Here is a 23,592-nt window from a genome sequence, read left to right as displayed (position 1 = left end):
GACATGCACGAGACCGTGGAATACGCGACGGCGGACGGCTTCCTGTCCTCCGTCTGGCTGCTCGTAGCCATCCCGCTGGCGAGCGCGGCCATCCTGCTGCTGCTCGGCAAGCGGGCCGACCGGTGGGGGCACTGGCTGGGCGTCGGCAGCGTCGCCGTGTGCTTCGTGCTGGGGCTGACCTACTTCCTGCAGCTCCGCGGGCTGGACAACCGCGCGGTCCAGGTGAGCCTGTTCGACTTCATCGAGGTCGGCTCGCTGCACGTCGACTTCGGGCTGCTCTTCGACCCGCTGGCCGCGGTGTTCGTCCTGCTGATCACCGGCGTCGGCTCGCTGATCCACCTGTACGCGGTCGGCTACATGGAGCACGACCCGCGGCGGCGCACGTTCTTCGGGTACTTCAACCTCTTCGTCGCCGCGATGCTCCTGCTGGTGCTCGGCAACAACTACGTGATGCTCTACCTCGGCTGGGAGGGCGTCGGTCTGGCGTCGTACCTGCTGATCGCCTTCTGGTACGACCGGCCGTCGGCGGCCACCGCGGGCAAGAAGGCGTTCCTGATGAACCGCGTCGGTGACGCCGGGTTCGCGATCGCCATCTTCCTGATGTTCGCCCAGCTCGGCACGACCCAGTTCAACGAGGTGTTCAACGGCGTCGGCGCGCTGTCCTCCGGCGTGGTGCTGACGATGGGCCTGCTGCTCCTGCTCGGTGCGTGCGGCAAGTCCGGCCAGTTCCCGCTGCAGGCGTGGTTGCCGGACGCGATGGAGGGCCCGACCCCGGTGTCGGCGCTCATCCACGCCGCGACGATGGTCACCGGCGGCATCTACCTCATCGCGCGGTCCAACCCGATCTTCTCCGCCAACGAGACGCTGCAGACCGTCGTGGTCAGCGTCGGCGCGCTCACCCTGCTGATCGGCTGCGTCATCGGCTGCGCCAAGGACGACATCAAGCGCGTGCTGGCCTGGTCGACGGTCTCCCAGATCGGCTACATGCTCCTGGGCGTGGGCCTCGGCGGCGGCGCGTACGCCCTGGCGATCATCCACCTGCTGGCGCACGGCTTCTTCAAGGCCGGGCTCTTCCTGGGTGCCGGCTCGGTCATGCACGGCATGAACGACCAGACCGACATCCGGCGCTTCGGCGGGCTGTGGCGGTACATGCGGATCACCTGGGCCACGTTCGGCCTGGCGTGGCTCGCCATCATCGGCATCCCGCCGCTGTCCGGGTACTTCACCAAGGAGCCGATCATCGTGTCCGCCTTCGAGCGCGAAGGCTGGACCGCCTGGCTGTACGGCGGGGCCGCGCTGCTCGGTGCGGCGCTCACCGCGTTCTACATGACCCGGCTGTTCGTGCTCACCTTCCACGGCCCGAAGCGGTGGACCGAGGACATCAAGCACCCGCACGAGTCCCCGCCGATCATGACGACCCCGCTCGTCCTGCTGTCGGTCGGCTCGATCGCGGCGGGCGCGCTGATGGCGTCCAGCGTGCCCGACTGGCTGGAGCCGGTGTTCGGGCCGCACACGGAGCACGAGCCGGTCCTCTCGCACGGCGTGATCACCGCACTGTCCATCGTGGTCACCGTGCTCGGCGGCGGTCTGGCGTGGGCGCTGTTCCGCAACGGCACCGCGCTGCAGGAGCAGCCGGCGGGCGTGGTCGTGACGGCCGCCCGGCGCAACCTGTACGCCGACGCGTTCAACGAGGCGGTCTTCGAGAAGCCCGGCATCTTCCTCACGCGGGCGCTCGTCTTCCTCGACAACCGCGGCATCGACGGGCTCGTCAACGGGCTCGCCGCCGCGGTCGGGGGCGGGTCGGGCCGCCTGCGCCGCCTGCAGACCGGCTTCGTGCGGTCGTACGCGATGTCCATGCTCACCGGCGCGCTGCTGATCGTGGCCGCGTTCTTCGCACTCCAACTGGGATGGCTCTCGTGAGTGACTTTCCCTTCCTGAGCGTCCTGACCGGGGCGCCGCTGGTGGGCGCGCTGGTCGTGGCGTTCCTCCCGCGGACCAAGCCGGAGCTGGCCAAGCGGGTCGCGCTCGGCTGGTCGGTCGTGGTCGCCGCGTTCGCCGTCGCGCTGTGGATCGCGTACGACGCCGGCGGCGACCGCTTCCAGTTCCGCGAGTCGTACACCTGGATCCCGGCCTGGAACGCGAAGTTCACGTTCGCGGTCGACGGCATCGCGCTCGTCATGCTGCTGCTGATCGCGATCCTCGTACCCCTGGTGATCCTGGCGTCGTGGCACGACGCGGACGCCTCCAAGCGGAGCGTGCCGGTCTACTTCGCCCTGCTGCTGGCCCTGGAAAGCACGATGATCGGCGTCTTCGCGGCGGCCGACGTGTTCCTGTTCTACGTGTTCTTCGAGATCATGCTGGTGCCGATGTACTTCCTCATCGGCTCGTACGGCGGCCACCAGCGCCAGTACGCCGCGGTGAAGTTCTTCCTGTACTCCCTGGTCGGCGGCCTGTTCATGCTGGCCGCGGTGGTCGGGCTGTGGGCGCTGGGCGGGAAGACGTTCGACTGGCAGTCGCTGCTGTCGGCGGAGTTCGCGACGAACACCGAGCGGTGGCTGTTCCTCGGCTTCTTCGTCGCGTTCGCCATCAAGGCGCCGTTCTTCCCGTTCCACACCTGGCTGCCGGACGCCGGTGGCGCCGCGCCCGCCGGATCGGCCGCCCTGCTCGTCGGCGTGCTGGACAAGGTGGGCACGTTCGGCATCCTGCGGTACTGCCTGCCGCTCTTCCCGGAGGCGTCCCGCTGGTTCGCCAAGTACGCCCTCGCGATCGCGCTGATCGGCATCATCTACGCGGCGTTGCTGGCCGTCGGGCAGAACGACCTCAAGCGGCTGGTCTCGTACACCTCGATCGCGCACTTCGGGTTCATCGGCATCGGCATCTTCGCGTTCACCACCCAGGCCGGCACCGGCGCGGTGCTGTACATGGTCAACCACGGCCTGGCCACCGGCCTGCTCTTCCTGGTCGTGGGCATGTTCGTGGCCCGGCGCGGCTCGTCGCTGGTCAGCGACTTCGGCGGGGCCGGCAAGCTGGTGCCGGCGCTGGCCGGGGTGCTCTTCTTCGCCGGTCTCGCGTCGCTCGCGCTGCCCGGCACGGCGCCGTTCGTCTCCGAGTTCCTGGTGCTGCTGGGCACCTTCAAGGTGAACGAGCCGGTCGCGGTCATCGCCACCGCCGGCATCATCCTGGCCGCCGCGTACGTGCTGTGGATGGTGCAGCGCACCACGCAGGGCACCCTCAACCCGGCGCTGAAGACCGTGGACGGCATGCGCAAGGACCTCAGCCTGCGGGAGAAGGTCGTGGTCGCCCCCCTGATCGCACTGATCCTGCTGCTCGGCTTCTACCCGAAGCCGGTCACCGACGTCATCAACCCGGCTGTCCAGGCCACCATGCAGGACGTCGTCGATAACCCTGACCCCGCTCCGGCGGTAACGGAGGCAGCTCCCTAATGGACAATCTCAGCCTGCCTAAGATCGACTACGCGGCCGTCGCGCCGATGTTGATCCTGTTCGGCGTCGCGTGCCTGGGCGTACTCGTCGAGGCGTTGCTGCCCCGGTCCGTGCGCCGCTCCGTACAGCTCGTGCTGGCCCTGGCCGGGCTCGTGGCGGCGTTCGTCATGGTGGTCCTGCAGTCCGACAAGCGGATCCTCACCGCGGGCGGCGCGGTGGCCGTCGACGGCCCGACGCTCTTCCTGCAGGGCGCGATCATCCTGCTGGGCCTGATGGCGCTGCTGCTGGTCGGCGACCGCTCGCTGGAGCACGGCGGCGCGTTCGTGGCGCAGGCCGCGATCACCGTGGGCTCCGACGCCGACCGCCGGCAGGCGGGGCGCTCGCAGGGCGCCACCGAGATCTACCCGCTGGCCCTGTTCGCCCTCGGCGGCATGCTCCTCTTCGTCGCCGCGAACGACCTGCTGACCATGTTCGTGGCGCTGGAGGTCTTCTCGCTGCCGCTCTACCTGCTGTGCGCGCTAGCCCGCCGGCGGCGCCTGCTCAGCCAGGAGGCGGCGCTGAAGTACTTCCTGCTCGGCGCGTACGCCTCGGCGTTCTTCCTCTTCGGCGTCGCGCTCGTGTACGGCTTCGCCGGCGGCGTCGAGTTCGGCACGATCCACGACGCGGTGCGCGAGTCGGACCGCAGCACCGTCCTGCTCTTCGGCGGCATCGCGCTGCTCGCCATCGGCCTGCTCTTCAAGGCCGCGGCCGCCCCGTTCCACGTGTGGACGCCGGACGTCTACCAGGGCGCGCCGACGCCCATCACCGGCCTGATGGCGGCCTGCACCAAGGTGGCCGCGTTCGGCGCCCTGCTGCGCGTGCTGTACGTCGCGTTCGACGGCGCGGCGTGGGACTACACGCCGATACTTGGCGGGATCGCGGTGCTGACGATGCTGGTGGGGGCCGTGCTGGCGGTCACCCAGACCGACATCAAGCGGCTGCTCGCGTACTCGTCGATCGCCAACGCCGGCTACCTGCTGGTCGGTGTGCTGGCGCTGTCCAAGGACGGCCTGTCCAGCACGATGTTCTACCTCGTCGCGTACGGCTTCACCGTGATCGCCGCGTTCGCGATCGTCACGCTGGTGCGGGACGCCGACGGGGAGGCCACCCACCTGTCCCGCTGGGCCGGGCTGGGCCGCCGGTCGCCGCTCTTCGCGGGCATCTTCACGTTCATCCTGCTGGCGTTCGCGGGCATCCCGCTGACCAGCGGCTTCATCGCGAAGTTCGCGGTCTTCGGGGCGGCCCTGGACTCGGGTGAGGCGTGGCTGGTCATCTTCGGCGTGATCACCAGCATGCTGCTCGCGTTCCCGTACCTGCGGGTGGTCGTGATGATGTGGCTCTCCGAGCCGGGCGAGTCGACGCCGTCGGTGTCGATCCCGGGCGGCATGACCGCGGCCGCCCTGATGATCGGCGTGGTGGCCACCCTGGTGCTGGGCGTGGCTCCGGCCCCCCTGCTCGACCTGACCGCCAACGCGGCCGAGTTCGTCCGCTAGCTTTGCCGCCCCCCGCCCGGCTCCGGTCGGGCGGGTGTGGCATGGTTGGGGCGTGGGTGGGGTGCAGGGTATGGCGGGTTTGACGTCGATCGGGGTCGATTTTGTCGATTCCGTACTGGAGGCGTCGGTGCTGCGTACGCTGGGCGCCGTCGAGGCTGAGCTGCGCTTAAGCGTGGAGAGTGCCGACCCGTTCGTGACCGAAGCGGCACGCCACCTCGTCGATGCGGGGGGCAAGCGTTTCCGCCCTCTCCTCGTGGCGCTGGGTGCCCAATTCGGTGATCCTTCGGCCCCACTGGTCGTACCGGCCGCGGTAGTGATGGAGCTCACTCACCTGGCGACGCTCTACCACGACGACGTCATGGACGAGGCCGCCGTGCGGCGGGGCGCCCCCAGCGCCAACTCCCGCTGGACCAACTCGGTGGCCATCCTGGTCGGCGACTACCTCTTCGCCCGCGCCGCCGACATCGCCGCCGACCTGGGCCCCGAGGCCGTACGCCTGCAGGCGCGCACGTTCGCCCGGCTCGTGCACGGTCAGATCGCCGAGACGGTCGGCCCGCGTACCGACGACCCGGTCGCCCACTACCTCGACGTGATCTCCGAAAAGACCGGGTCGCTCATCGCGACGTCCGCGCGCTTCGGCGGCATGTTCGGCGGCGCCACGCCCGCGCACATCGAGGCCCTCGCCGGGTACGGCGAAACGATCGGCGTCGCGTTCCAGCTCTCCGACGACCTGCTCGACATCGCGTCCGACTCGGTGCAGTCGGGCAAGACGCCGGGCACCGACCTGCGCGAGGGCGTGCCCACCCTGCCCGTCCTGTACGCCCTGGCCTCCGACGACGCGGACGCCGCCTCGGTGCGGCTGCGGGAGATCCTGGCCGCCGGCCCGGTGACCGACGACGACCTGCACGCCGAGGCGTTGGGCCTGCTGCGCGAGTCGCCGGCGCTCAAGCGGGCCCGCGAGACCGTGCGGACGTACGCCGAAGAGGCCCGCTCGCAGCTCGCCTCGCTGCCGGACACCTCGTCGCGGCGAGCGCTGGAGTCCCTCTGCGACTTCATCGCCGACCGCACCAACTAACCCCCTCCCTCCCCGCCGCCCGGTCCACGGTGATCATGAAGTTGTCGCCGGGGAGAGCGCTCTCCGGCGGGGATAACTTCATGATCACCGCGACGGGGGCGCCCGGTGGATTGTGGACGGTGGGAACGTGAAAAGGGGCGAACCTACGCAACGTGGTGCTACGCCCACTATGTGTCGCCGGATATCTGATGGCTTCGATCCGAACGGGCATTTCGCTATCGGCCGGTTTTTCATATGGTGTAAGTCCCCGGCCGGCGGAGGTGGTTGTGCGCGACCCCTTGGCGGAACCTTCGGATCTGATCCGTAGCGTCTCGCGCGCGCTACGTGTTTTGGAGGCGGTTGGTCGGGCTCCACGGGGCCTGACGGTGAAGCAGATCGCACGCCGTTGCGAGCTGACCGTCGCCACCACGTACCACCTTGTGCGCACGCTCGCCTATGAGGGCTACGTGATCCGGCGGGAAGATGGCACGTACATCGTGGGCCTGGAGGTGGCCGACCGCTACCGGGAGCTCGTCGCGGCGTTCCGCGGCCCGGCTTCGGTGGGCGAGTCGTTGCGTAAGGCCGCGGTGGAGACCGGGTACAGCCACTATGTGGGGCGGTTCGTGGGTGGCCGGGTGGCGGTCACCGCCGCCGCGGAGGGGCCCCGATCGCCGTACCTGGAAGATCTGGTGCCCGGGTTCGACGAGGGTGCGCATGCGACGGCGCTGGGAAAGGCCCTGCTGTCCACGCTGACGCCCGATCAGCGCTTCCGGTACCTCAAGGAGTGGGGTATGCGGGCGTTCACGGCTCAGACGCTCACCACGCCGGAGGCGTTCGAGGCGGATCTTGCCGCCGGCGACCGGCGCGGCATGCAGCTGGAGATGGGGCAGTACCGGCAGGGCGTCGGATGCGCGGCGGTCCTGGTCACCACCGACAAGGACCTGGAACGGCGCGTGGTGGTGGCGTGCGCGATGCCGGCCGCGGAGCTGATGACGACGGCGCGGGTGGTGCGCAACCGGCTCGCGACGGTCGCGAAGGAGCTGTTGGAAGCGATCAACTCGGAGCCGTAGCAAAGGGGCGCGGCCGGAGCCGCGCCCCTTGCTTGAAATTACGATCCTCAGCTGCCCACGGACTTGCCGTCGAGCCGCCAGGTGACCACCACGCCGGGCTTGGCGTAGTCGCCGTCCGGCCAGGTGGAGGCCGGGTTCTCGACGGACGCGCCGGTGATCTCGCCGGGGTGCTGTACGGCGACGAACACCGACCTGTTGTCGGTCGTGATGAACGGCCCGCAGGTCTCCGCACCGAACGGCACGGTGAGGAACTGCTTGAGGTGGCCCCGCTCCGGCCCCTCGATGGCGGTCGCGAAGAGCCCGTCGTTGCTGCCCAGCGCGTTGCCGTCGGTGGAGATCCAGAGGTTGCCGGCGCCGTCGAACGCGACGTTGTCCGGGCAGGAGATCGGCGAGACCTTGGTCTTGTCGTACCCGGCGAAGTAGGTCGACGCGTCCGTCGGGTCGCCGCAGACGATCGGCACCGACCAGGTGAACGTCTCGGCCGCGTTCTCGCCCTTGTCCTCGACGAGCTCCAGGATGTGCCCGTGCTTGTTGGCGTTGCGCGGGTTGGCCTCGTCGGCCTTCGGGTTGGTGCCGACGCCGCGGTTGGTGTTGTTGGTCAGCGCCACGTACACCTTGCCGGTGAGCAGGCTCGGCTCGACGTCCTCGGGACGGTCCATCTTGGTCGCGCCGACCGCGTCGCCGGCCAGCCGGGTGAACGTGAGCACGTCCGCCGCGGTCATACCGTCCACATACGACTTGTTGCCCTGCACCAGCTTGATCCAGCGGCCGGTGCCGTTGAACGCGCCGTCGGTGGGCAGCTTGCCGGTTCCGTCGATCTCGGCGGCGCTGGTGTAGTCCAGCTTGGCCACGTACAGCGTGCCGGACTCCAGCAGGGTCAGGTTGTGCTTGCGGGCGACCCAGGAGTTGCCCTTCATGAACTTCTTGTCCGACACGAACTTGTACAGGTAGTCGAACCGCTCGTCGTCACCCATGTACGCCACGACGTGGCCGCTCTTGGCGACGATGACGTTCGCGCCCTCGTGCTTGAACCGGCCCAGCGCGGTGTGCTTGCGCGGGCGGGAGTCCGGGTCGAACGGGTCGAGCTCGACGATCCAGCCGAAGCGGTTGGCCTCGTTGGGGTGCTTGGTGAGGTCGAAGCGCTCGTCGGCCCGGTCCCACTTGCGGCTGTCGGCGGTGTACCGGACGGTGGTGCTGATGCCGTACCGGGCGAGCTTCGGCTTGTCCGCCGCCGGCGCGCCGTCGCCGCCGACGAAGTACTGGTTGAAGTTCTCCTCGCCGTGCAGCGTGGTGCCCCACGGGGTGACGCCGCCGGCGCAGTTGTTGAGCGTGCCGATCGCCGTCGTGCCGCGCGGGTCGGCCGCGGTCTTCAGCCACGCCGAGCCGGCCGCCGGGCCGGTGAAGTCGAACTTCGTCGCCAGCGCCGTGAGGCGGCGGTTGTAGCGGCGCGAGCCCTTGCGGACCGGCACCCATTCACCGGTACGCCCGGCCCGCTCCAGCTCGACCACGGAGAGCCCGTGCGCGGCGATGGCCACCTTGAGCTGCTCGACGGAGAGCGCGTCGAGCGTGGTGAAGCCGGGGAACATCAGGTTCTCGTTGGTGTACTCGTGGTTGACCACGAGCAGCGCCCGCTCGCCGTGCTTGTCGAGCGGCAGCACCGCGAGGAAGTCGTTGTTGTAGCCGAACTGCTTGGACTGGGCGGCCGCCGTCTGGTTGTCCAGGTCGAAGTCGGGCGCGCCCGGCACCACCTCGTCGCCCCAGCGGATGACCACCGAGTGGTCGTACCCGTTGGGAACGACGAAGGTGTCGAGCCGGTTCGGCGGGATGGGCTTGAACGTCAGCGCGCCGCTCGGGCGCGAATAGGTCAGCGCGTCCAGGTCCGGCGCGGCGTCGCCGGGCGCAGCCAGCGCCGGCGCCGCCTGGGTCGCGGCGGCCCCGGCGAAGCCGAGGACGAGGGCGCCGACGGCGCCCGCCCGCACCACGCCGCGGCGGGTCACCTCCGCCTTGACGACATCACCGAAGTACGGGTTGTCCGACTCGTTGGGTACGGGGTGGTCGCACGCGTTGCCGCAGCGGAACTGACAGGTCATCGCGCTGCGTCCGGAGTGGCCGGTTTGGCCGAGGATCGGAAGCAGTCGCGGTCGCTCGCTCATGGAGAAGAGCCTCCTCGCTGGTAGATGCGCGCATGGCGCGCTTGCCGGACGGTAAAAGGAGGCCGTGAGCGCTGCTGAGCCGCTTGGTGAACGGAAGATGAACGTCGCCGAATGAACCACTTGGCAACGCCCTGCGTAAGACTGGGCGAAGGGAGGCGCGGGGTGGATTGACCGACCAGGATGCGCAGTTGCTGCGCGCGTTGCAGAACGAGCACGGCGACGCGCTTTTCGCTCACGCCTTACGGCTAGCCGGGGGCGACCGACAGCGAGCCGAGGATCTAGTGCAGGAAACGCTGCTGCGCGCGTGGCGGCATCCGGAGGCACTGGATCCGCAACGTGGCTCGGTGCGGGCCTGGTTGTTTACCACCGCGCGAAACCTGGCAATCGACGCGTGGCGGCGGCGTTCCGCCCGGGTCGGGGAGATCGTCACCGACGAGCTGCCCGAGCCGCCGCCCGCGGTGGACGAGGCAGACCGGGCGGTCGAGGCATGGACGGTCGCCGAGGCCCTCGGACGGCTCTCCCCGTCGCACCGTGAGGTGCTCGTGGAGTGCTTCTACGAGGGGCGCTCAGTGGCCGAGGCATCGACCCGGCTCGGCGTGCCCCCGGGCACCGTGAAGTCCCGCACGCACTACGCCCTGCGCTCATTGCGCCTTGTTCTGGAGGAGATGGGGGTGACGAGATGAGATGTGACTACGCGTACGACAGCGGTGCCTACGTCCTCGGCGCCCTCACACCCGCCGACCGAGCGGCCTACGAGCGCCACCTGGCCGGGTGCGAGGCGTGCCGGGAGGCGGTTGGCGACGTCGCCGTCCTGCCGGGCCTCCTGGGGAGGCTGGACCCGGCCGGGCTGGAGCAGATCGCGTCGGCGCCGCCCGCCGAGTCCCGGATGCCCGATTTGCTGGCTGCCGTCTCCGACTCCCGCCGCCGGGAGCGGAACGCCCGCCGGTGGCGTACCGGCGGCTCGGTGCTGGCCGCGGCGTGCCTGTCGCTCTTCGTCGGGCTGGGCGCCGGCATCCTGCGCGACAGCGGCGGGGTGCAGACCCCACGGGTGGAGCTGGCATCGATGCAGTCACTCTCTTCCGGCGTCCCGGTGACCGCGGAGATCGGGCTGACGACCACGAAGTACGGCACCGAGATCACCATGCACTGCTCGTACCCGGTGAAGAACAGCGACACCCACACGTACACGTACCGGCTCTACGCGTGGGACTCCGAGGGCGACAAGGAGCAGATCGGCTCGTGGGCCGTCGCGCCCGGCGCCGACGTCTCCTTCACCGGGATGACCAGCTTCGCCGTCGGTGAGATCCAGCGGATCGCGCTGACCAAGAAGGACGGCACCCCGCTACTGGAGTACAAGGTCCCGTAGCTCGCGCTGCCGGGCGGTCGCCCGCGCCGACCGCAGTCCGTCCACCGTGAAGATCACCAGCGCCAGCCAGACCAGCACGAACCCGGCCAGCCGCGCCGGCGGCATCGGCTCGTGGAAGATGAGTACGCCGCAGCCGAGCTGCAGGATCGGGGCGAGGTACTGGAGGATGCCGACGCCGGAGAGCGGGATCCGGTTGGCCGCGCCGGCGAAGAGCAGCAGCGGCACCGCGGTGGCCGCGCCGGCCACCACCAGGAGCGCGGTGTGCCCGGCCGACACGCCGCCGAACGTGGACTCGCCCGCCCACGTCAGCCAGCCGAGGTAGCCCAGCGCCGGCAGGGCCAGCACCGCCGACTCGACGAAGAGCCCTTCGGCGGCGGGCAGCGCGAGCCGCTTCTTGACCAGCGAGTATCCCCCGAAGCTGACCGCCAGGCTGAGCGCGATGTACGGCAGCCGCCCGTAGTCGATGGTCAGCACGGCCACCGCCACGGAGCCGATGCCGACCGCGGCCCACTGCGCCGGGCGCAGCCGTTCCCGCAGCACCACCACTCCCAGCAGCACCAGGCCGAGCGGGGTGATGAAGTAGCCGAGCGCCGTCTCCACCACCCGCTCGGAGTTGACGCCGTAGATGTACATCCCCCAGTTGACCGCGATGAGCAAGGCGGCCAGCGTGATGCCGGCGAGCTTTCCCGGGTGGCGGGCCAGCTCGCGCAGGAACCGCCAGTTGCGCAGCCCGGTCAGCAGCAGCGCCACGAACACGCACGACCACACCACCCGGTGCGCCAGGATCTCCACCGGGCCCGCCGGGCGCAGCAGCCGGATGTAGAGCGGGAAGAAGCCCCAGATCCCGTACGCCGCGAGCCCGAAGAGGTAGCCCTTGCGCACCTCACCCACGGGGGTACAGCTCCATCAACCGGTCCGGCTCGGCGATCGCCACGAAGCCGATCTTGGCGTACACCCCGTGGGCGTCGGCGGTCGCGAGCATGATCCGGCGTACGCCCCGCTCCGCCAGGTCGTCGCGGATCGCCCCGGCCATCCAGGTGCCCAGCCCGCGCCCGCGCTCGGCCCGGTCGACGTACACGTCGCAGAGGTACGCGAACGTCGCCCGGTCGGTCACCACGCGGGCGAACGCGACCTGTACGCCGCCGTCCGGCCGGTAGACGCCGAACACCAGCGAACCCGCGATCGCCCGCGACAACACCTCGCGGGGCCGCCCGACGGCCCAGTACGCGTCGGTCGACAACCAGCGGTGGACAAGGTCGACGTCGACCCGCTCCGGGTCGCTGGACAGCACGTACCCGTCTTCGCGCTTGATCGTCACCACTGCCCGACGGTAGCCCGCGACCCGGCCGGGCATGGCGGCCAATTCTCAGGTTGTGGTCAGTCCTTGTCTCCCACGAGGGCGTTGAGCACCCAGCTCGCGATCCCGACGAGCAGCGCGCCGACCACCGCGCTCGGCCAGAAGTCGTCGACGTGGAACGGCAGCTCCAACTCACCGGCGATCCAGCTCGTGAGCAGGAAGAGCGCCCCATTGACGACGATCGCGACCAGGCCGAGGGTGAACACGTAGAACGCGCAGCCCACGGTCTTGATGATCGGTCGCAGGAACGCGTTGATCAGGCCGAAGATCACCGCGACGATCACCAGCGTGACGATCGCCTTCGGGACCGAGTCGGTAGACAGTGTGATGCCGGGGATGAGGATCGTGGCGATCCACAACGCGAGGGCGCTGATGGCGAGCCGGATGAGGAGTCCCATGGCCGGCGATCTTAGGGGATGACGAGTAGCCTCCGGTCAATGTCGTCCCGGCAGGACCAGTTGCACTCGTACCAGTTCATGGTGCAGCGGGTCGTGGCCGCCCTGGTGATGCGCGACGCGGACCCCGGCCGGTCACCGTTTCGCCGGGCGGCGGGGGCGGCGCTGGCCAGCGTCGTGGTCGCCGCGATCGGCATCGGTGGGGCGGCCATCTACGGCACCGTCGCGGGTGCCGGCACTCCGGACTGGCGCGACGGCCGGTCGGTGCTCGTCGAGAAGGAGTCCGGCGCCCGGTACGTCTACCGCGACGGCGCGCTGCATCCGGTGCCCAACCATGTGTCGGCTCTGCTCATCGTCGGGCCGGGCGCGCAGACCGTGCTGGTGTCGGGTCGCTCGATCGAAGGTGAGCCGCGCGGCGTACCCCTGGGGATTGCTGACGCGCCCGATGCCTTGCCGGACGCGCGGCGGCTGACCACGGCGGCCTGGCAGGTTTGTTCCACATCGGACGCTCGCTGGGCGGTGCTGGTCGGCGCTCGCGCGACCGGCGCCGCGCTGGCCGACCGCGCGGTGCTGGCGCGGCATCCGGAGGGTGCGCTGCACCTGATCTGGCAGGCCCGGCGGCACCTGCTGCGCGACCGCGACCTCGTGCTCGCCGCGCTGGGCTGGACCGGCGAACGGCCGCTCCCGGTCGCGGCCGCGCTGCTCGACGCGCTGCCGGCCGGGCCCGACCTGGCGCGCGTCGCGGGCCCGGTTGGCGAGGTCTTCGTCGTGGCGAGCCAGGGCGGCGGCCGCCAGTACGCGGTCGCGGTCGACGGTGGCCTCGCCCCGATCACCCAGGTGCAGGCCGACCTGCTGCTCACCGACCTCGACCAGGCGGCGCCGACGCCGCTGTCCCAGGGCGCCTTCGCCGACCGGCCCAAGGTGGCTTCGCCCTTCCCGGCCGGGCTGCCGGCGACCACCCCGGTGCTGGCCGCGGCCGGCCCGGTCTGCGGCGAGGTGCGCGACGATTCCGGCGTGGCCGAGGTGCGCGTCGAGGCGACCGTGCCGCGCGCCGGCGTCACCGTCGAGCCCGGCCGCGCCGCGCTCGTCGAGGCCGGCGCTGTCCACATCGTCACCGACCGCGGGCGGCGGCACGCCATGTCCGACCGCGAGGTGCCGGCTCTTCTCGGGTACGCGGACGTGCGGCCGCTGCGGGTGCCGCGCGCGGTGCTGGAACTGGTCCCCGCGGGCGCCACACTCGACCCCTCGGCGGCCCGCTCGCCGGCGTAGCGGGGTTATCCACAGGGGTATCGATCTATGTCGCTTGGGGGCTACGGTCTGCTGCGTGGAGCAGACCCAGGCTGAGGCCGCGGTGCTGGAGCGGACCGCGGCGAAGTTCGACGAGGTCAACCGCGAGCTGGAGGCCATGCTCAAGGGCCTCATGGCCGAGCTGGAAGTGCTGCGCAGCGCCTGGCAGGGTGCGGGCGGGCGGTCGTTCGAGCAGGTCAAGTCGCAGTGGGTGCGCGACCAGGCGGGGATCCAGCAGAGCCTGGCCGAGACCGCCGCCGCGATCCGTACGGCCGGCCGCGGCTACGAGGCGACCGACAGCCAGGCGGCCAGCCGGGTCGCCGCGACCGGCGGCGGCATCACCCTGCCGCTGTAGAGGAGGGCCCATGAGCGACAGCCGGCTGGTCGTCAACTTCGCGGCTCTGCACCAGGCCAGCGCCGACATCCAACGGGCGCTGAGCGCGCTCGACACGCACCTCGGGCAACTGGAGCGCGACGCCGCCCCGATGGTCGCGACGTGGGAGGGCGAGGCCCGGCAGGCGTACGACGCCCGCCAAGCCCAGTGGCGCCAAGCGTCCCGCGACCTCCAGGCCGTCCTGCGCGAGATCAAGATCGCGATGGAGGAGAGCGCCGCCGACTACACCGCCACCGAACACCGCGCCGCCTCCCGCTTCTAACCCCGCGCGCCCGGCTCGCTGTCGCCGGCCCGGACCCGCCCCGCCCCTCGCCCGTCGATCAAGGGCATATGGTCGTGCTTGGATCTCCAATCCACGGCCGTTTGCCCTTGATCGACGCAAAAGTCCTTGATCGACGCGGCCCCGGCGCGGCTCCGGCGCGGTCGCGGCGCTGTGGTGGCGTCCCCGGCGGCGGGCTTGGCTCGCAACGCCGGGTACCACCGGGACGCAGTGCTGCGCTCCGCCCGCGAGAGCGGGTCGACCTCGTGGGTGGAACGTCAGTGCTGCTATGTGGGCCGGTTAACAGCACTGGTGTTCCACCCACGGGTGGAGACCTCCCTTTGTGGGGGAATTGCCACCGTGCTGTGCGCCATACTGCGAGACCGATACAAGCCGGCCATTGTGATCTTGCTCTTACCTTGTAGGTTGTACGCGATGCATGTGGCCCGTTCGGTGGAAGGGAGGTGGCCGTGACCGAATGGGAGCCGGCCACCGAGGCCGAGGCTGCCATGCGAGACGCGCTGCGCGCTGGTGACCAGGAGCAATACTTCCGGATCCTGTCGAAGGCCGAGTTGTTGCTCCCGGTTTCGGCCGATTCGATCTCGGGCCGTGCCGAGGTGGGCTGGGGCACCTGGACCACCAGTGGGCGTACGCACGTGCTCGCGTTCACATCTGGCGTCGCGCTGCAGGCGTGTCTCGCGGAAAACGCCGGCTCGGCCCGCCGGATGACGTACCAGGAGCTTGCCGCTGCCTGGCCCAACCTTGAGTGGTGGCTGGCGATCAACCCGGGCCTGCCGATCGAGGGTTACCTGCCGGCGTGGTTTGTGACCCAGCTCGCCCGCGGTGACGTGCGGCTGCCGGGGCGGTCCATCGCCGCCCGCGCCCGCCTCGAGCGTGCGGAGACCGCCGCCCGGGCCCGCGCCACGGCCGTCGTACCTGGGCGGATCTCGCCGCCGGGCACCGCGCCGACCAGCCCCGCGCCGACCAGCCCCGCGCCGACCAGCCCAGCACCGACCAGCCCTGCTCCGACGAACCTGCCGGCCGCCGCCGCCCGGCCGCCCCTCCCCGACCAGGCCCCGGCCTACGAGGCCGCTCCGGCCTACGAGGGCCAGCTGCCGACCCGAGGGGCCCAGGCCCCGGCCTACGAGGCTCAGCTGCCCAGCCGAGCGGGCCAGGCCCCGGACTACGAGGCCGAGGGCCACATGCCGACCACGGGAGGTCAGGCCCCGGCCTACGAGGCCGCTCCGGCCTACGAGGCTCAGCTGCCCAGCCGGGCGAGCCAGGCCCCGGCCCACGAGGCCCACGAGGGCCAGCTGCCCACCCGCATCCCCGCTCGGGAAGGCCACGAAGACCAACCGCCAGCCAGGGAGACCGGCCTGCCGCGCCGGGTGGCCGGGGCCTCGCCGGGCATTCCGCTCGGCCCGATCGGCGCCAACCTCAGCGCGCCGGCCGCCAACGGTGGTGGCGCCACGGTGGCGGAGCGCCCCGCCGGGCCCCGAGAGCCGGTGGTCCCGGCCGCGTACAGCGCGCCACCGCCGCCGGTCGTGCCGGGGCGGGTGGTCGAGCAGGAGCCGACCGTCATCGCGCCGCCTCCGCAGCCGTACGCGTCGCCGCTGCCCCCCGAGCCGGTACGGCGCCAGCCGGAGCCCGCGCCCGCCCCGCCCCCGCCGCCGATCGACTTCACGCCCGCGAACGACGTGGAGAAGGACCTGATCGCGGCCGCCGGTGGCGGGAGCACCGACGCGTTCCTGTCCACGTTGCTGCTGGCCAAGGTCCTGCTGCCGGTCTCGCCCGTGTCGGCCGACGGCACGCGCCCCGGGGATCCCGGCTTCGCGTGGCTCACCGAGACGATCGACGGCGAGCCGTACGTGGTGGTGTTCACGTCGATGGAGCGGCTCCGTGATCACCTGGGCGAGGTGATCGACACCATCGACGTCAAGTTCATGCAGCTGATCAAGGCGTGGCCGGATCCGACGTGGTCGTTCGCGGTCAACCCGAGCACCCCGGTCGGCGCGAAGCTGCCGGGCGCGCAGATCCTGGCGTTGGCGAGCTGGGCGGCCGAGGTGGGGCTGGGCGCCGAGGCCGACACTCAGCCCGAGCCGGCTCCGATGGCGCGCCCGACGAAGGCCACCACCGGCCACGATCCGGGCCAGCCGACGCTGATGCAGAAGGCGGTCGCGCCCAGCCAGGTCAGCTACTACCTGGAGCGGGGGTACGAGCGGGTCTCCGGCTTCGTGCACCGCGCCAACGAGGTCGCACACCTCACCACGCCGGCGAAGCTGCACGCGGCCCTGGGCTTGGTCTACGCCGGCTCGCCGTTCATGCGGGACGCCGACGAGATCTACGTGCTGCGCTGGCCGGCGTACCGGCCGAGCCTCTACCGCATCCCGTACGGCGGGCAGAACGAGGCCGCGATGCGCGCGATGGAGGGTTGGGTCATCGAGCGGGCGCCGTTCCGTGGCAACGGTTTCGCGCCCGGCGACAGCGGCGACGTCATCGCGGAGTTCAAGGTGGACAGTGCCCGCCTGCCGCACGGCGCCCAGCTGTGGCGGATCTCCTCCGACGGCACGGAAAAGCTGGTCGCGCTGCTCGACGCGGACGCGCCGACCTGGCGCAAGGTCGGTGACGAATGATGCGGGACGGCTATGTCGCGCGGTGGCGCGGCCGGGAGTACGAGGCCAGCCCGGACGGCGACGGCGTCCGTATCTACCAGCCGGAGGCGGGCGACGGGTTCGAGGAGGTACGGCCGGGACGGTTCGTGCGCATCCTGTCCGTCGGGGAGCCCGAAGACGTCGCGTACGTCCGCACGACCTGCACCTGGAAGGGTGAGCCGTTCATCGTGCTGGCCGAGCACGACGCCTGGCTGCGGGTGGAGTACACCGGCGGTCGCTGGCCGGTGGCCAACGCGCTGGGGCTGGAGGAGTTCGACTTCGGGGTCTACCAGGGCTGGGCACCGGCCCACGAGGTGACCGACCTACGCGAGCACCGAGCCTAGCTAGGACTTCACCCAGCGCAGCACTTCGCCAAGCACCGAGGAAGGCGCCTCGACGTGCGGGAAGTGCCCGACGCCGTCCAGCAGGCGCCACTCGTACTGGGCGATGACGTACCGGCCGGAGCCCTGCGCGGTGCGCGGCATGACGGCGGTGTCGAGCGCGCCGTGCAGTTGCAGCGTCGGCGTGACCAGGGGCTGCTGGAGCAGCTTGACGAAGCGGTAACCGTGCAGGCGCAGCACCGACCGGAATGCCCACCGGTACGCCTCCAGCGCGCAGAAGGCCGCCTGCGGGATCTGCATGGCCTCCCGGCAGCGCCGCTCGTAGTCCGGGTACGCGGGGCCGTTGACCCAGTCGGGGCCACCGCACCGGCGCAGGAAGTCACCGACCAGCGCGGCGTCGTCCTTGGTCAGCACATGCTCGTACCGGGGAAGCTGGAACTTGAGGGTCGGCGCGGCAGCGGCGATCTGGCCGCGCGGGTCGTTGAAGAGCGCGGTACGCAGCCGCAGCGGGTGTGCGGCGCCGAGCACGACGAGCCGGCGCACCATCTTGGGGTGGAACGCGGCGGTGGTCCAGCCGAGCATCCCGCCGAACCCGGTGCCCACGATCGCCGCCGACCGCTCGCCGAGCGCCCGGATCAGACCGGTGATGTCCGCCGCCATCGTGTAGCCGTCGTACCCGCGCGGGGGCTTGTCGCTCGCGCCGTACCCGCGCATGTCGACCGCGACGGCGCGGAAGCCGGCGTCGGCGACCGCGGGCAGCAACTCGTGCCAGGCCCACCAGAACTCCGGAAATCCGTGCAGGAAGAGGACGAGCGGCCCGGCGCCGGCCTCGACGACATGAAACCGGGTGCCGTTCGCGCCCACGAACCGGTGCGTCCATGGACCGTCCACCAGCACCTGGGATTCATCCATGCCGCCCAGCCTACGGCGAAAGAGCTCGTACTCTGCGGCGGAGCATGAGCGCAGCGAGCAGCGACGCCAGCAGCGAGCCCAGCAGGACCGCGCCCTTGACCCGGTCCTGCGCCCCACCCCGGCGAACGCCAGCTCGGCGATCAGCAGGCTGACGGTGAAACCGCAGCCGGTCAGCACGCTGACCGCGAAGAGGTCGCGCAAGGTCATGCCGGCCGGGAGGCGGGCGGCGCCGGAGCGGACCGCGACCAGCGCGCCGCTGAACACGCCGACCGTCTTGCCGACCACCAGGCCCGCGACGACCGCCCAGGCGACCCGGTCGGTGGCGAAGGCCCGGAGCATGTCGCTGGAGATCGCGACGCCGGCGGCGAAGAAGGCGAAGACCGGCACGCACACCCCCGCGGAGAACGGCTGGAGCCGGTGTTCGAGCACCTCGGAGGCGGGACCCTGTCTGTTGGCTCGCTTCGCTCGCTTCGGCCCTGGCTGCCGGCGCCGTCCAACCTCGTCGCTGCGCTCCTCGGACTGGACGTCGCCGCCCCCAGGGCCGATGCGGGTGGCCAGGCCGATCGCGACGCCGGCCACGGTGGCGTGCACCCCGGAGGCGTGCACCAGCGCCCAGGCGGAGATGCCGAGCGGCCAGTAGATCCACCAGCCGCGGACGCGGCGGCGCTGCAGGAGGGCGTACGCCCGACGGCCAGCGCCGCGCCGAAGAGCGGCCACCAGGAGATCGACGTGGTGAAGAGGACCGCGATGAGCAGGATCGCGCCGAGGTCGTCGACGATCGCCAGGGACAGCAGGAAGATCCGCACGCTGGGCGGCAGCGTGCGCGCGGTGATCGCCAGCACGGCCAGCGCGAACGCGATGTCAGTGGCGGTCGGCACCGCCCAACCGTCCCCGGCGCCGGGCGCGCCGGCGGCCACCGCGAGGAAGACCAGCGCCGGCGCCACCATGCCGCCGATGGCGCCGGCGATCGGCAGCAGCGCCCGGCGCGGGTCGCGCAGCTCGCCCTCGACCAGCTCGCGCTTGAGCTCCAGGCCCGCGACCAGGAAGAAGAAGGCCAGCAGGCCGTCCTTGGCCCAATCTTCGACCGCGAGATCCAGATGCAGGGCATGCGGTCCGATGACAGTGCCAGCAAGATTTTGGTACGCGTCGGCGAGTCCCGAATTCGCGACAGCGAGGGCCAGGACGGTCGCGCCGAGCAGGATGAGCCCGCCGATCTGCTCGGTACGCAGGTAGCGGACCACCTCAGCGGCTGCTCCACGCACCTTCGCGGCCCGGGTCGCCATGATTGCCGACCCTACTAGCCTGCAAGGGTGGCCTTGCCTCTTCCGCTGATCTCGGTGACCGGGACGCCCGCCGAGTGTGGTGCCGCGTACGGCGCCGCGACCGCCGCGCTCGTCGGCGCCAATGTGGATCTCTACCTGCAGCGCTTCCGGGATCAGGCGGGGCTGGACGCGACCGCCGTACGGATTTCCGGGGCCGCCTTCCGCCGGTCCGCCCACGAGCTGCTCCCGCGGGTGGCCGCGATGCTGGACGGGGTCGCCGAGGGCGCGGGCGCGAACGCCGAGGAGCTGTACGCGATCAACGGCCGCACCGAGCTGATCTACGGGTCACGCCGGGATGGCGGCTGTACGTCGGCCGGCGTTCTGGGCACCCACACCGCGACCGGCACGCTCCTGCTGGGCCAGAACTGGGACTGGCATCCGGCGCAGCGGGAGGCGATGGTCGTCCTGGCGACCCGGGACGAGCGCGGGCTCGCGGTGATCACGCTGGCGGAGGCCGGGATGCTCGCCAAGGCCGGGCTCAACTCGGCTGGTCTCGGCGTGTGCCTGAACATGCTGGGCACCGACCGGGACGGGCCACGGGAGGGCGTCGTGCCGTACCACGTGCTGCTGCGCGCGGTGCTGGAGACGGACCACCTGGGCGCGGCGACGCGGGTGGCCTGCCGGACCCCGCGCGGCGCCTCGCTCAACCTGCTGCTCGGGCAGGCCGCGGCGGGCGGCGGCGAGATCCTCGATCTGGAGGTCGTGCCGGGTGACGTGGGCTGGCTGCACCCGGTCGACGGGTACGTCACGCACGCCAACCATCTGGAGACGCCGCTGCCGGTGCGCGACCGGGCCAAGGACTTCGGCGGTTCGTCGTTCTTCCGGGGGCGCGGGCCCGGCGGCTGCTCGCCGACGCGGTGGCGGCCCGGAAGGTGACCGAGGACGACTTCATCGCGCTCTTCCGCGACCACGGTGGCTTTCCGATGTCGATCTGCCGGCACGTGGACGAGCGGGACGAGCCGGTGGAACGCGCCGAGACGGTCTACTCGGTGCTGCTGGACCTCGACCGGCGGCGGTTCGGCATCGCGGCCGGCCCGCCGTGCCAGCACGAGTACGCGTTCACTTCACTAGAGTGATCTTGATGGCGCTCACGTGCTCGCCGGGGCCGCAGTAGATCTTCAGCCGCAGCGGCTCGAACTGGATCTTGACGGTGGTGCCCTTGTCCAGGGTCGTGCCGGCGGTGCTGTAGAAGGCGTACTCCTTGCCGTCGTCGGTGACCATGCCGTAGCAGGGGCCGGAGCCGCCGAGGGTCACCTGGCCGACGAGGACGTCCTTGGGTGGGCGGGGGTCGCTGGGCGTCGTGGGAGGTTGGGCTGGCGGCGTCGAGGGAGTCGACGACGTTGACGGCGTCGAGGGCGTCGAGGGCGTCGAGGGCGTCACCGTTGGGGCGGCGCCGTTGTCTTCCGTGCCGGCGCAGCCGGCCAGCAGGAGCATCGTCAGCACCGCGAGAGTTTTTCGCACCACACCGCTTTCGACGGCCGGCCGCCGGACGTTGGTTCCGGCGGCCGGCCGCTAGGTTACGAAATTGCGATCTTGACGGACGTGCCGTTGACCGAGAGCACGCGGATCTTGACGCCGACCGCGGGCAGCTTGACCCCGTGGTTCGGCAGCTCCTCGTACCAGTACTTCTGGGTGTCGTCGAACACCGGCTGGGCGTTCTGCCCCGGATGTACGACGGCTGGCCGTTCACGTGCAGGGTGAACGAGTCGGCCTTCTTCAGGCCGAACGGTGCGTCGTACACCTGGACCCGGGCCCGCCAGGGCAGGCCGTCGATCCGGTAGAACGGCCGCGGGTGCGCGTCGACGATCAGGTTGCGCCCCTCACCCGGGTGGTCGAACGTGTCGTTGTCGGCGTAGTACGTGTCCCAGTAGGAGACGAGCAGGCCCTGCTGGTACGCGTAGTGGTCGACCCAGTCCGGCTTCGTGTTGGCGTACCCGAAGAAGTACGGACCGGTCTGCAGGTACTTGTCGTACGAGACGTACGAGCGGTGACCCGCGATGTAGTAGTTGTCGTAGTAGTTGGTCTCGGACGCGGTGCGCGCCGTGAAACCGTCCGCCACGAACGGGCCGGTGCCCTCCGCGCCATCGCTCAGCACGGTCGCGCCGTCGGCGGTCACCGTGATCGCGTCACCGTAGAAGCCACCCGCCGAGACGCCGCCGTCGGTGACGTAGCGGAAGCGGATCTGGGCGTTCTGGCCCGCGTACGCGTCGAGCGGCACCGACAGGTCGACCCAGGACTGGGCGTCCCAGCCCGAGCTGGCACCGTCGATGGACGGGCGGCCGGCACTGTCCTGGCTGAAGCCGTGGCCGTCGACCGTGCCGCCGAGCGGCGTCCACGTCGTGCCGTCCGTCGACCCCTCGATGTAGAGGTAGTCGTAGCCGGCCTCGATCGAGTACCGGACCTTGGCGGTCAGCGTCGCGGACGACTTGCCGGTGAGGTTCACCGGGGCGGTCAGCGAGGTGCGGAGATCGTCCGCGTTACCCGAGAACCACTGCTTGGTGCCCTCGAACGGCGCGCCGTTGTCGAGGGTCCGGGCCCGCTTCGGCAGGACCACGACGACGCCCTGTGGCTTGGTGCTGTTGTACTCCTGTGGACCGAGGGTCAGCGTGCGCTTCTGCCCGGCCGCCACGATCTCGTAGTCGAGCCAGCCGAGCTGGAGCTTGTTCCACGCGCCGATGTCGCCGGGGCGGGTGCCGATGGCCTGGTCGGTCTTGGCGGACAACCGGCTCTGGGCCATGAGGGTCCAGTGCTCGTTGTTGTTGTCGCCACCGTTGTGGATGTTGTAGTCGTCCGGCAGGCCCAGGTCGTGCCCGTACTCGTGCACGAAGACGCTCAGGCCACCGTTTTCCGGCTGGACCGTGTAGTCGCCGATCCAGATGCCGGTGTTGCCGATCTGGGTGCCGCCGAGCGGGTTCGTGGCCGGGCCGGTGATGCCGGCCTGGTCGACGAACGCGTACCAGCGGTGGCTCCAGATCGCGTCCTCGCCCTGCCACGGGTCGCCATCCGCCTCGTCGCCACCCGCGTGGACGATCTGGAAGTGGTCGATGTAGCCGTCGGACTCGTTGAAGTTGCCGTCACCGTCGTGGTCGTACCGGTCCCACTGGTCGAGGGCCTTCAGATCCGCGGCGATCTGCGCTTCCGTACGGCCCTGGGCCTTCTGGTCGGCGTACCACTGGTTGGCGGCGTCCTGGACCAGGTTCCACGGGTTGCGGCCGTCGCAGACGGAGCAGGCGTCGCGGCCGTAGCGGGCCTCGTTGTACTTGACCTTCACCCAGTCGGTGACGGTGCCGTCCACGCTGTATCGGCCCGAGGACTGCGCCTCGTAGTACGTCTTGACCGATTCGACGCCCTTGCCCGTACCAAAGTAGAGCTTGCGGTAGTAGTCGGCGTTGTAGTCCGCCTGCCACACCGTGGAGTTGTCGACCGACCGGTTCGGCGCCGGGATCTGGTTGCGCACCGGGCCGTCGAAGCGGGCCGGTCCAGGCACGGACGGGTCGCTGTCGACGTCCGGGTAGTCGGCGTGCCGCTCGTTGCCGAACTCGGTCAGGATCACGAAGATCCGGTCGGTCCGCTCGCGCGCCAGCTCGACGTATTGGTCCTTCTTGGTGTTCTTCGCACCGCCCTTGCGGGCCAGCGGGCCGGTGCCGTTGGCCTGGCCAACCTTGACGACCGAGCTGCCGTTGATGGTCTGCGGCGTCGCGCGTCCACTGAGGACGTCGTTGAGGCCCTGCTCGCGCAGGTCGCGGCGCTTGTCTTCGAGGGGTTTGGTAGTTCGTCGCGTCGCGGAGCGGCGTCGCCAGTCGCCGGCCCGACAGGTGAGGGCGAGTCTGCCGGCGGTGCCGCGATGGCGGACGGGCCGAGCGAGACGCCCATGCCCGTCGCCAGCGACACGGTGAGCAGACCCACCATGACTTTGCGCACTAGGTAACCTCCGGTTTGTCGGAGGCCGGGGCGCCACTTGGTTAGCTGCGCCCGGCCGTCCGGATGGGGTGACCCATCTTTTTGGGGCCAGAGTGAAACCTATGCATTTATGTGACTGCTGTGAAGACCCTTCGT

General features: G+C 70.7%; 19 protein-coding genes and 4 pseudogenes. 14 read left to right on the top strand and 9 right to left on the bottom strand.

Annotated features, from left to right (window positions below):
- Window positions 1-3 precede the first annotated feature (3 nt).
- The 5 genes from nuoL to Prum_RS17655 all read left to right on the top strand — a co-directional run bounded on the left by nuoL (window position 4) and on the right by Prum_RS17655 (window position 7,099).
- The gene (gene nuoL / locus Prum_RS17675; RefSeq protein ID WP_173077545.1) at window positions 4-1,920 is read left to right on the top strand and encodes an NADH-quinone oxidoreductase subunit L; all 1,917 of its coding nucleotides are present in this window, start codon (window positions 4-6) and stop codon (window positions 1,918-1,920) included.
- On the top strand, window positions 1,917-3,443 hold the full coding sequence (locus tag Prum_RS17670; RefSeq protein WP_173077544.1) for an NADH-quinone oxidoreductase subunit M: 1,527 nt from the start codon (window positions 1,917-1,919) through the stop codon (window positions 3,441-3,443). The genes nuoL and Prum_RS17670 overlap by 4 nt, the downstream gene beginning before the upstream one ends.
- On the top strand, window positions 3,443-4,975 hold the full coding sequence (gene nuoN / locus Prum_RS17665) for an NADH-quinone oxidoreductase subunit NuoN (protein WP_173077543.1): 1,533 nt from the start codon (window positions 3,443-3,445) through the stop codon (window positions 4,973-4,975). The genes Prum_RS17670 and nuoN overlap by 1 nt, the downstream gene beginning before the upstream one ends.
- 70 nt (window positions 4,976-5,045) lie before the next feature.
- Complete coding sequence (locus Prum_RS17660; RefSeq protein WP_173077542.1) at window positions 5,046-6,050, top strand: polyprenyl synthetase family protein; 1,005 nt, start codon at window positions 5,046-5,048, stop codon at window positions 6,048-6,050.
- 266 nt (window positions 6,051-6,316) lie between these two features.
- Window positions 6,317-7,099, top strand: coding sequence for an IclR family transcriptional regulator (locus tag Prum_RS17655; protein WP_173077541.1), 783 nt, complete (start codon window positions 6,317-6,319; stop codon window positions 7,097-7,099).
- Between the two features lie 47 nt (window positions 7,100-7,146).
- On the opposite strand, the pseudogene Prum_RS17650 reads toward Prum_RS17655, so the two are convergent.
- Window positions 7,147-8,940: pseudogene (locus tag Prum_RS17650) on the bottom strand (PhoX family protein); the annotation flags it as partial.
- Window positions 8,941-9,023: 83 nt separating this feature from the next.
- A pseudogene (locus tag Prum_RS55070) lies at window positions 9,024-9,252 on the bottom strand (phosphatase); the annotation flags it as partial.
- A gap of 188 nt (window positions 9,253-9,440) precedes the next feature.
- Here Prum_RS55070 and Prum_RS17645 point away from each other — a divergent pair.
- Together Prum_RS17645 and Prum_RS17640 are read left to right on the top strand one after the other, a co-directional pair.
- A complete protein-coding gene (locus tag Prum_RS17645; RefSeq protein ID WP_246278583.1) occupies window positions 9,441-9,935 on the top strand; it encodes a sigma-70 family RNA polymerase sigma factor in 495 nt (164 codons plus the stop codon).
- Window positions 9,932-10,618 carry an anti-sigma factor family protein gene (locus Prum_RS17640; protein ID WP_173077538.1) on the top strand — a complete coding sequence of 229 codons (687 nt, stop codon included), beginning with the start codon at window positions 9,932-9,934 and terminating at the stop codon, window positions 10,616-10,618. Before Prum_RS17645 ends, Prum_RS17640 begins: the two co-directional genes overlap by 4 nt.
- Here the strand turns inward: Prum_RS17640 and rarD are convergent.
- From rarD to Prum_RS17625, 3 genes are read right to left on the bottom strand one after another with little or no spacing between them, the layout of a single operon-like run.
- Entirely contained in the window at window positions 10,595-11,509 is a 915-nt protein-coding gene (rarD, locus tag Prum_RS17635) for an EamA family transporter RarD (RefSeq protein WP_173077537.1), read from the bottom strand. The genes Prum_RS17640 and rarD overlap by 24 nt on opposite strands.
- On the bottom strand, window positions 11,502-11,939 hold the full coding sequence (locus Prum_RS17630) for a GNAT family N-acetyltransferase (protein WP_173077536.1): 438 nt from the start codon (window positions 11,937-11,939) through the stop codon (window positions 11,502-11,504). Before Prum_RS17630 ends, rarD begins: the two co-directional genes overlap by 8 nt.
- A 56-nt stretch (window positions 11,940-11,995) precedes the next feature.
- Window positions 11,996-12,373 (bottom strand): phage holin family protein, encoded by a 378-nt coding sequence (locus Prum_RS17625; protein ID WP_173077535.1) that lies wholly within the window; start codon window positions 12,371-12,373, stop codon window positions 11,996-11,998.
- Between the two features lie 39 nt (window positions 12,374-12,412).
- Here Prum_RS17625 and eccB point away from each other — a divergent pair, with 39 nt between their 5' ends.
- The 5 genes from eccB to Prum_RS17600 all read left to right on the top strand — a co-directional run bounded on the left by eccB (window position 12,413) and on the right by Prum_RS17600 (window position 17,305).
- A complete protein-coding gene (gene eccB / locus Prum_RS17620) occupies window positions 12,413-13,639 on the top strand; it encodes a type VII secretion protein EccB (RefSeq protein WP_173077534.1) in 1,227 nt (408 codons plus the stop codon).
- Window positions 13,640-13,694: 55 nt separating this feature from the next.
- The gene (locus Prum_RS17615; protein ID WP_173077533.1) at window positions 13,695-14,012 is read left to right on the top strand and encodes a WXG100 family type VII secretion target; all 318 of its coding nucleotides are present in this window, start codon (window positions 13,695-13,697) and stop codon (window positions 14,010-14,012) included.
- 10 nt (window positions 14,013-14,022) lie between these two features.
- A complete protein-coding gene (locus tag Prum_RS17610; protein WP_173077532.1) occupies window positions 14,023-14,313 on the top strand; it encodes a WXG100 family type VII secretion target in 291 nt (96 codons plus the stop codon).
- 467 nt (window positions 14,314-14,780) lie between these two features.
- Window positions 14,781-16,943, top strand: coding sequence for an SseB family protein (locus tag Prum_RS17605; protein ID WP_173077531.1), 2,163 nt, complete (start codon window positions 14,781-14,783; stop codon window positions 16,941-16,943).
- A complete protein-coding gene (locus Prum_RS17600) occupies window positions 16,940-17,305 on the top strand; it encodes a UCP033725 family protein (protein WP_173077530.1) in 366 nt (121 codons plus the stop codon). Before Prum_RS17605 ends, Prum_RS17600 begins: the two co-directional genes overlap by 4 nt.
- Here the strand turns inward: Prum_RS17600 and Prum_RS17595 are convergent, their stop codons facing one another.
- Both Prum_RS17595 and nhaA read right to left on the bottom strand, forming a co-directional pair.
- The gene (locus Prum_RS17595) at window positions 17,306-18,214 is read right to left on the bottom strand and encodes an alpha/beta fold hydrolase (RefSeq protein WP_173077529.1); all 909 of its coding nucleotides are present in this window, start codon (window positions 18,212-18,214) and stop codon (window positions 17,306-17,308) included.
- 177 nt (window positions 18,215-18,391) lie between these two features.
- Window positions 18,392-19,497, bottom strand: a pseudogene (nhaA, locus tag Prum_RS17590) (Na+/H+ antiporter NhaA); the annotation flags it as partial.
- A gap of 27 nt (window positions 19,498-19,524) precedes the next feature.
- On the opposite strand from nhaA, the gene Prum_RS17585 reads away from it, so the two are divergent.
- Window positions 19,525-20,412, top strand: a complete 888-nt coding sequence (locus tag Prum_RS17585) for a C45 family autoproteolytic acyltransferase/hydrolase (RefSeq protein ID WP_173077528.1) — start codon at window positions 19,525-19,527, stop codon at window positions 20,410-20,412.
- Entirely contained in the window at window positions 20,409-20,612 is a 204-nt protein-coding gene (locus Prum_RS17580; RefSeq protein ID WP_173077527.1) for a hypothetical protein, read from the top strand. Before Prum_RS17585 ends, Prum_RS17580 begins: the two co-directional genes overlap by 4 nt.
- On the opposite strand, the gene Prum_RS17575 is transcribed toward Prum_RS17580, so the two are convergent.
- Window positions 20,596-20,979 (bottom strand): hypothetical protein, encoded by a 384-nt coding sequence (locus Prum_RS17575; protein WP_173077526.1) that lies wholly within the window; start codon window positions 20,977-20,979, stop codon window positions 20,596-20,598. The two genes, Prum_RS17580 and Prum_RS17575, sit on opposite strands and share 17 nt — an antisense overlap.
- A gap of 74 nt (window positions 20,980-21,053) precedes the next feature.
- A pseudogene (locus tag Prum_RS17570) lies at window positions 21,054-23,442 on the bottom strand (immune inhibitor A domain-containing protein).
- Window positions 23,443-23,592: the final 150 nt, after the last annotated feature.

This window comes from Phytohabitans rumicis, assembly GCF_011764445.1.
GTDB classification, from domain to species: Bacteria; Actinomycetota; Actinomycetes; order Mycobacteriales; family Micromonosporaceae; genus Phytohabitans; species Phytohabitans rumicis.
Note: the sequence above shows the minus strand (reverse complement) of the source record. Positions and strands in the feature narration are given on the sequence as shown.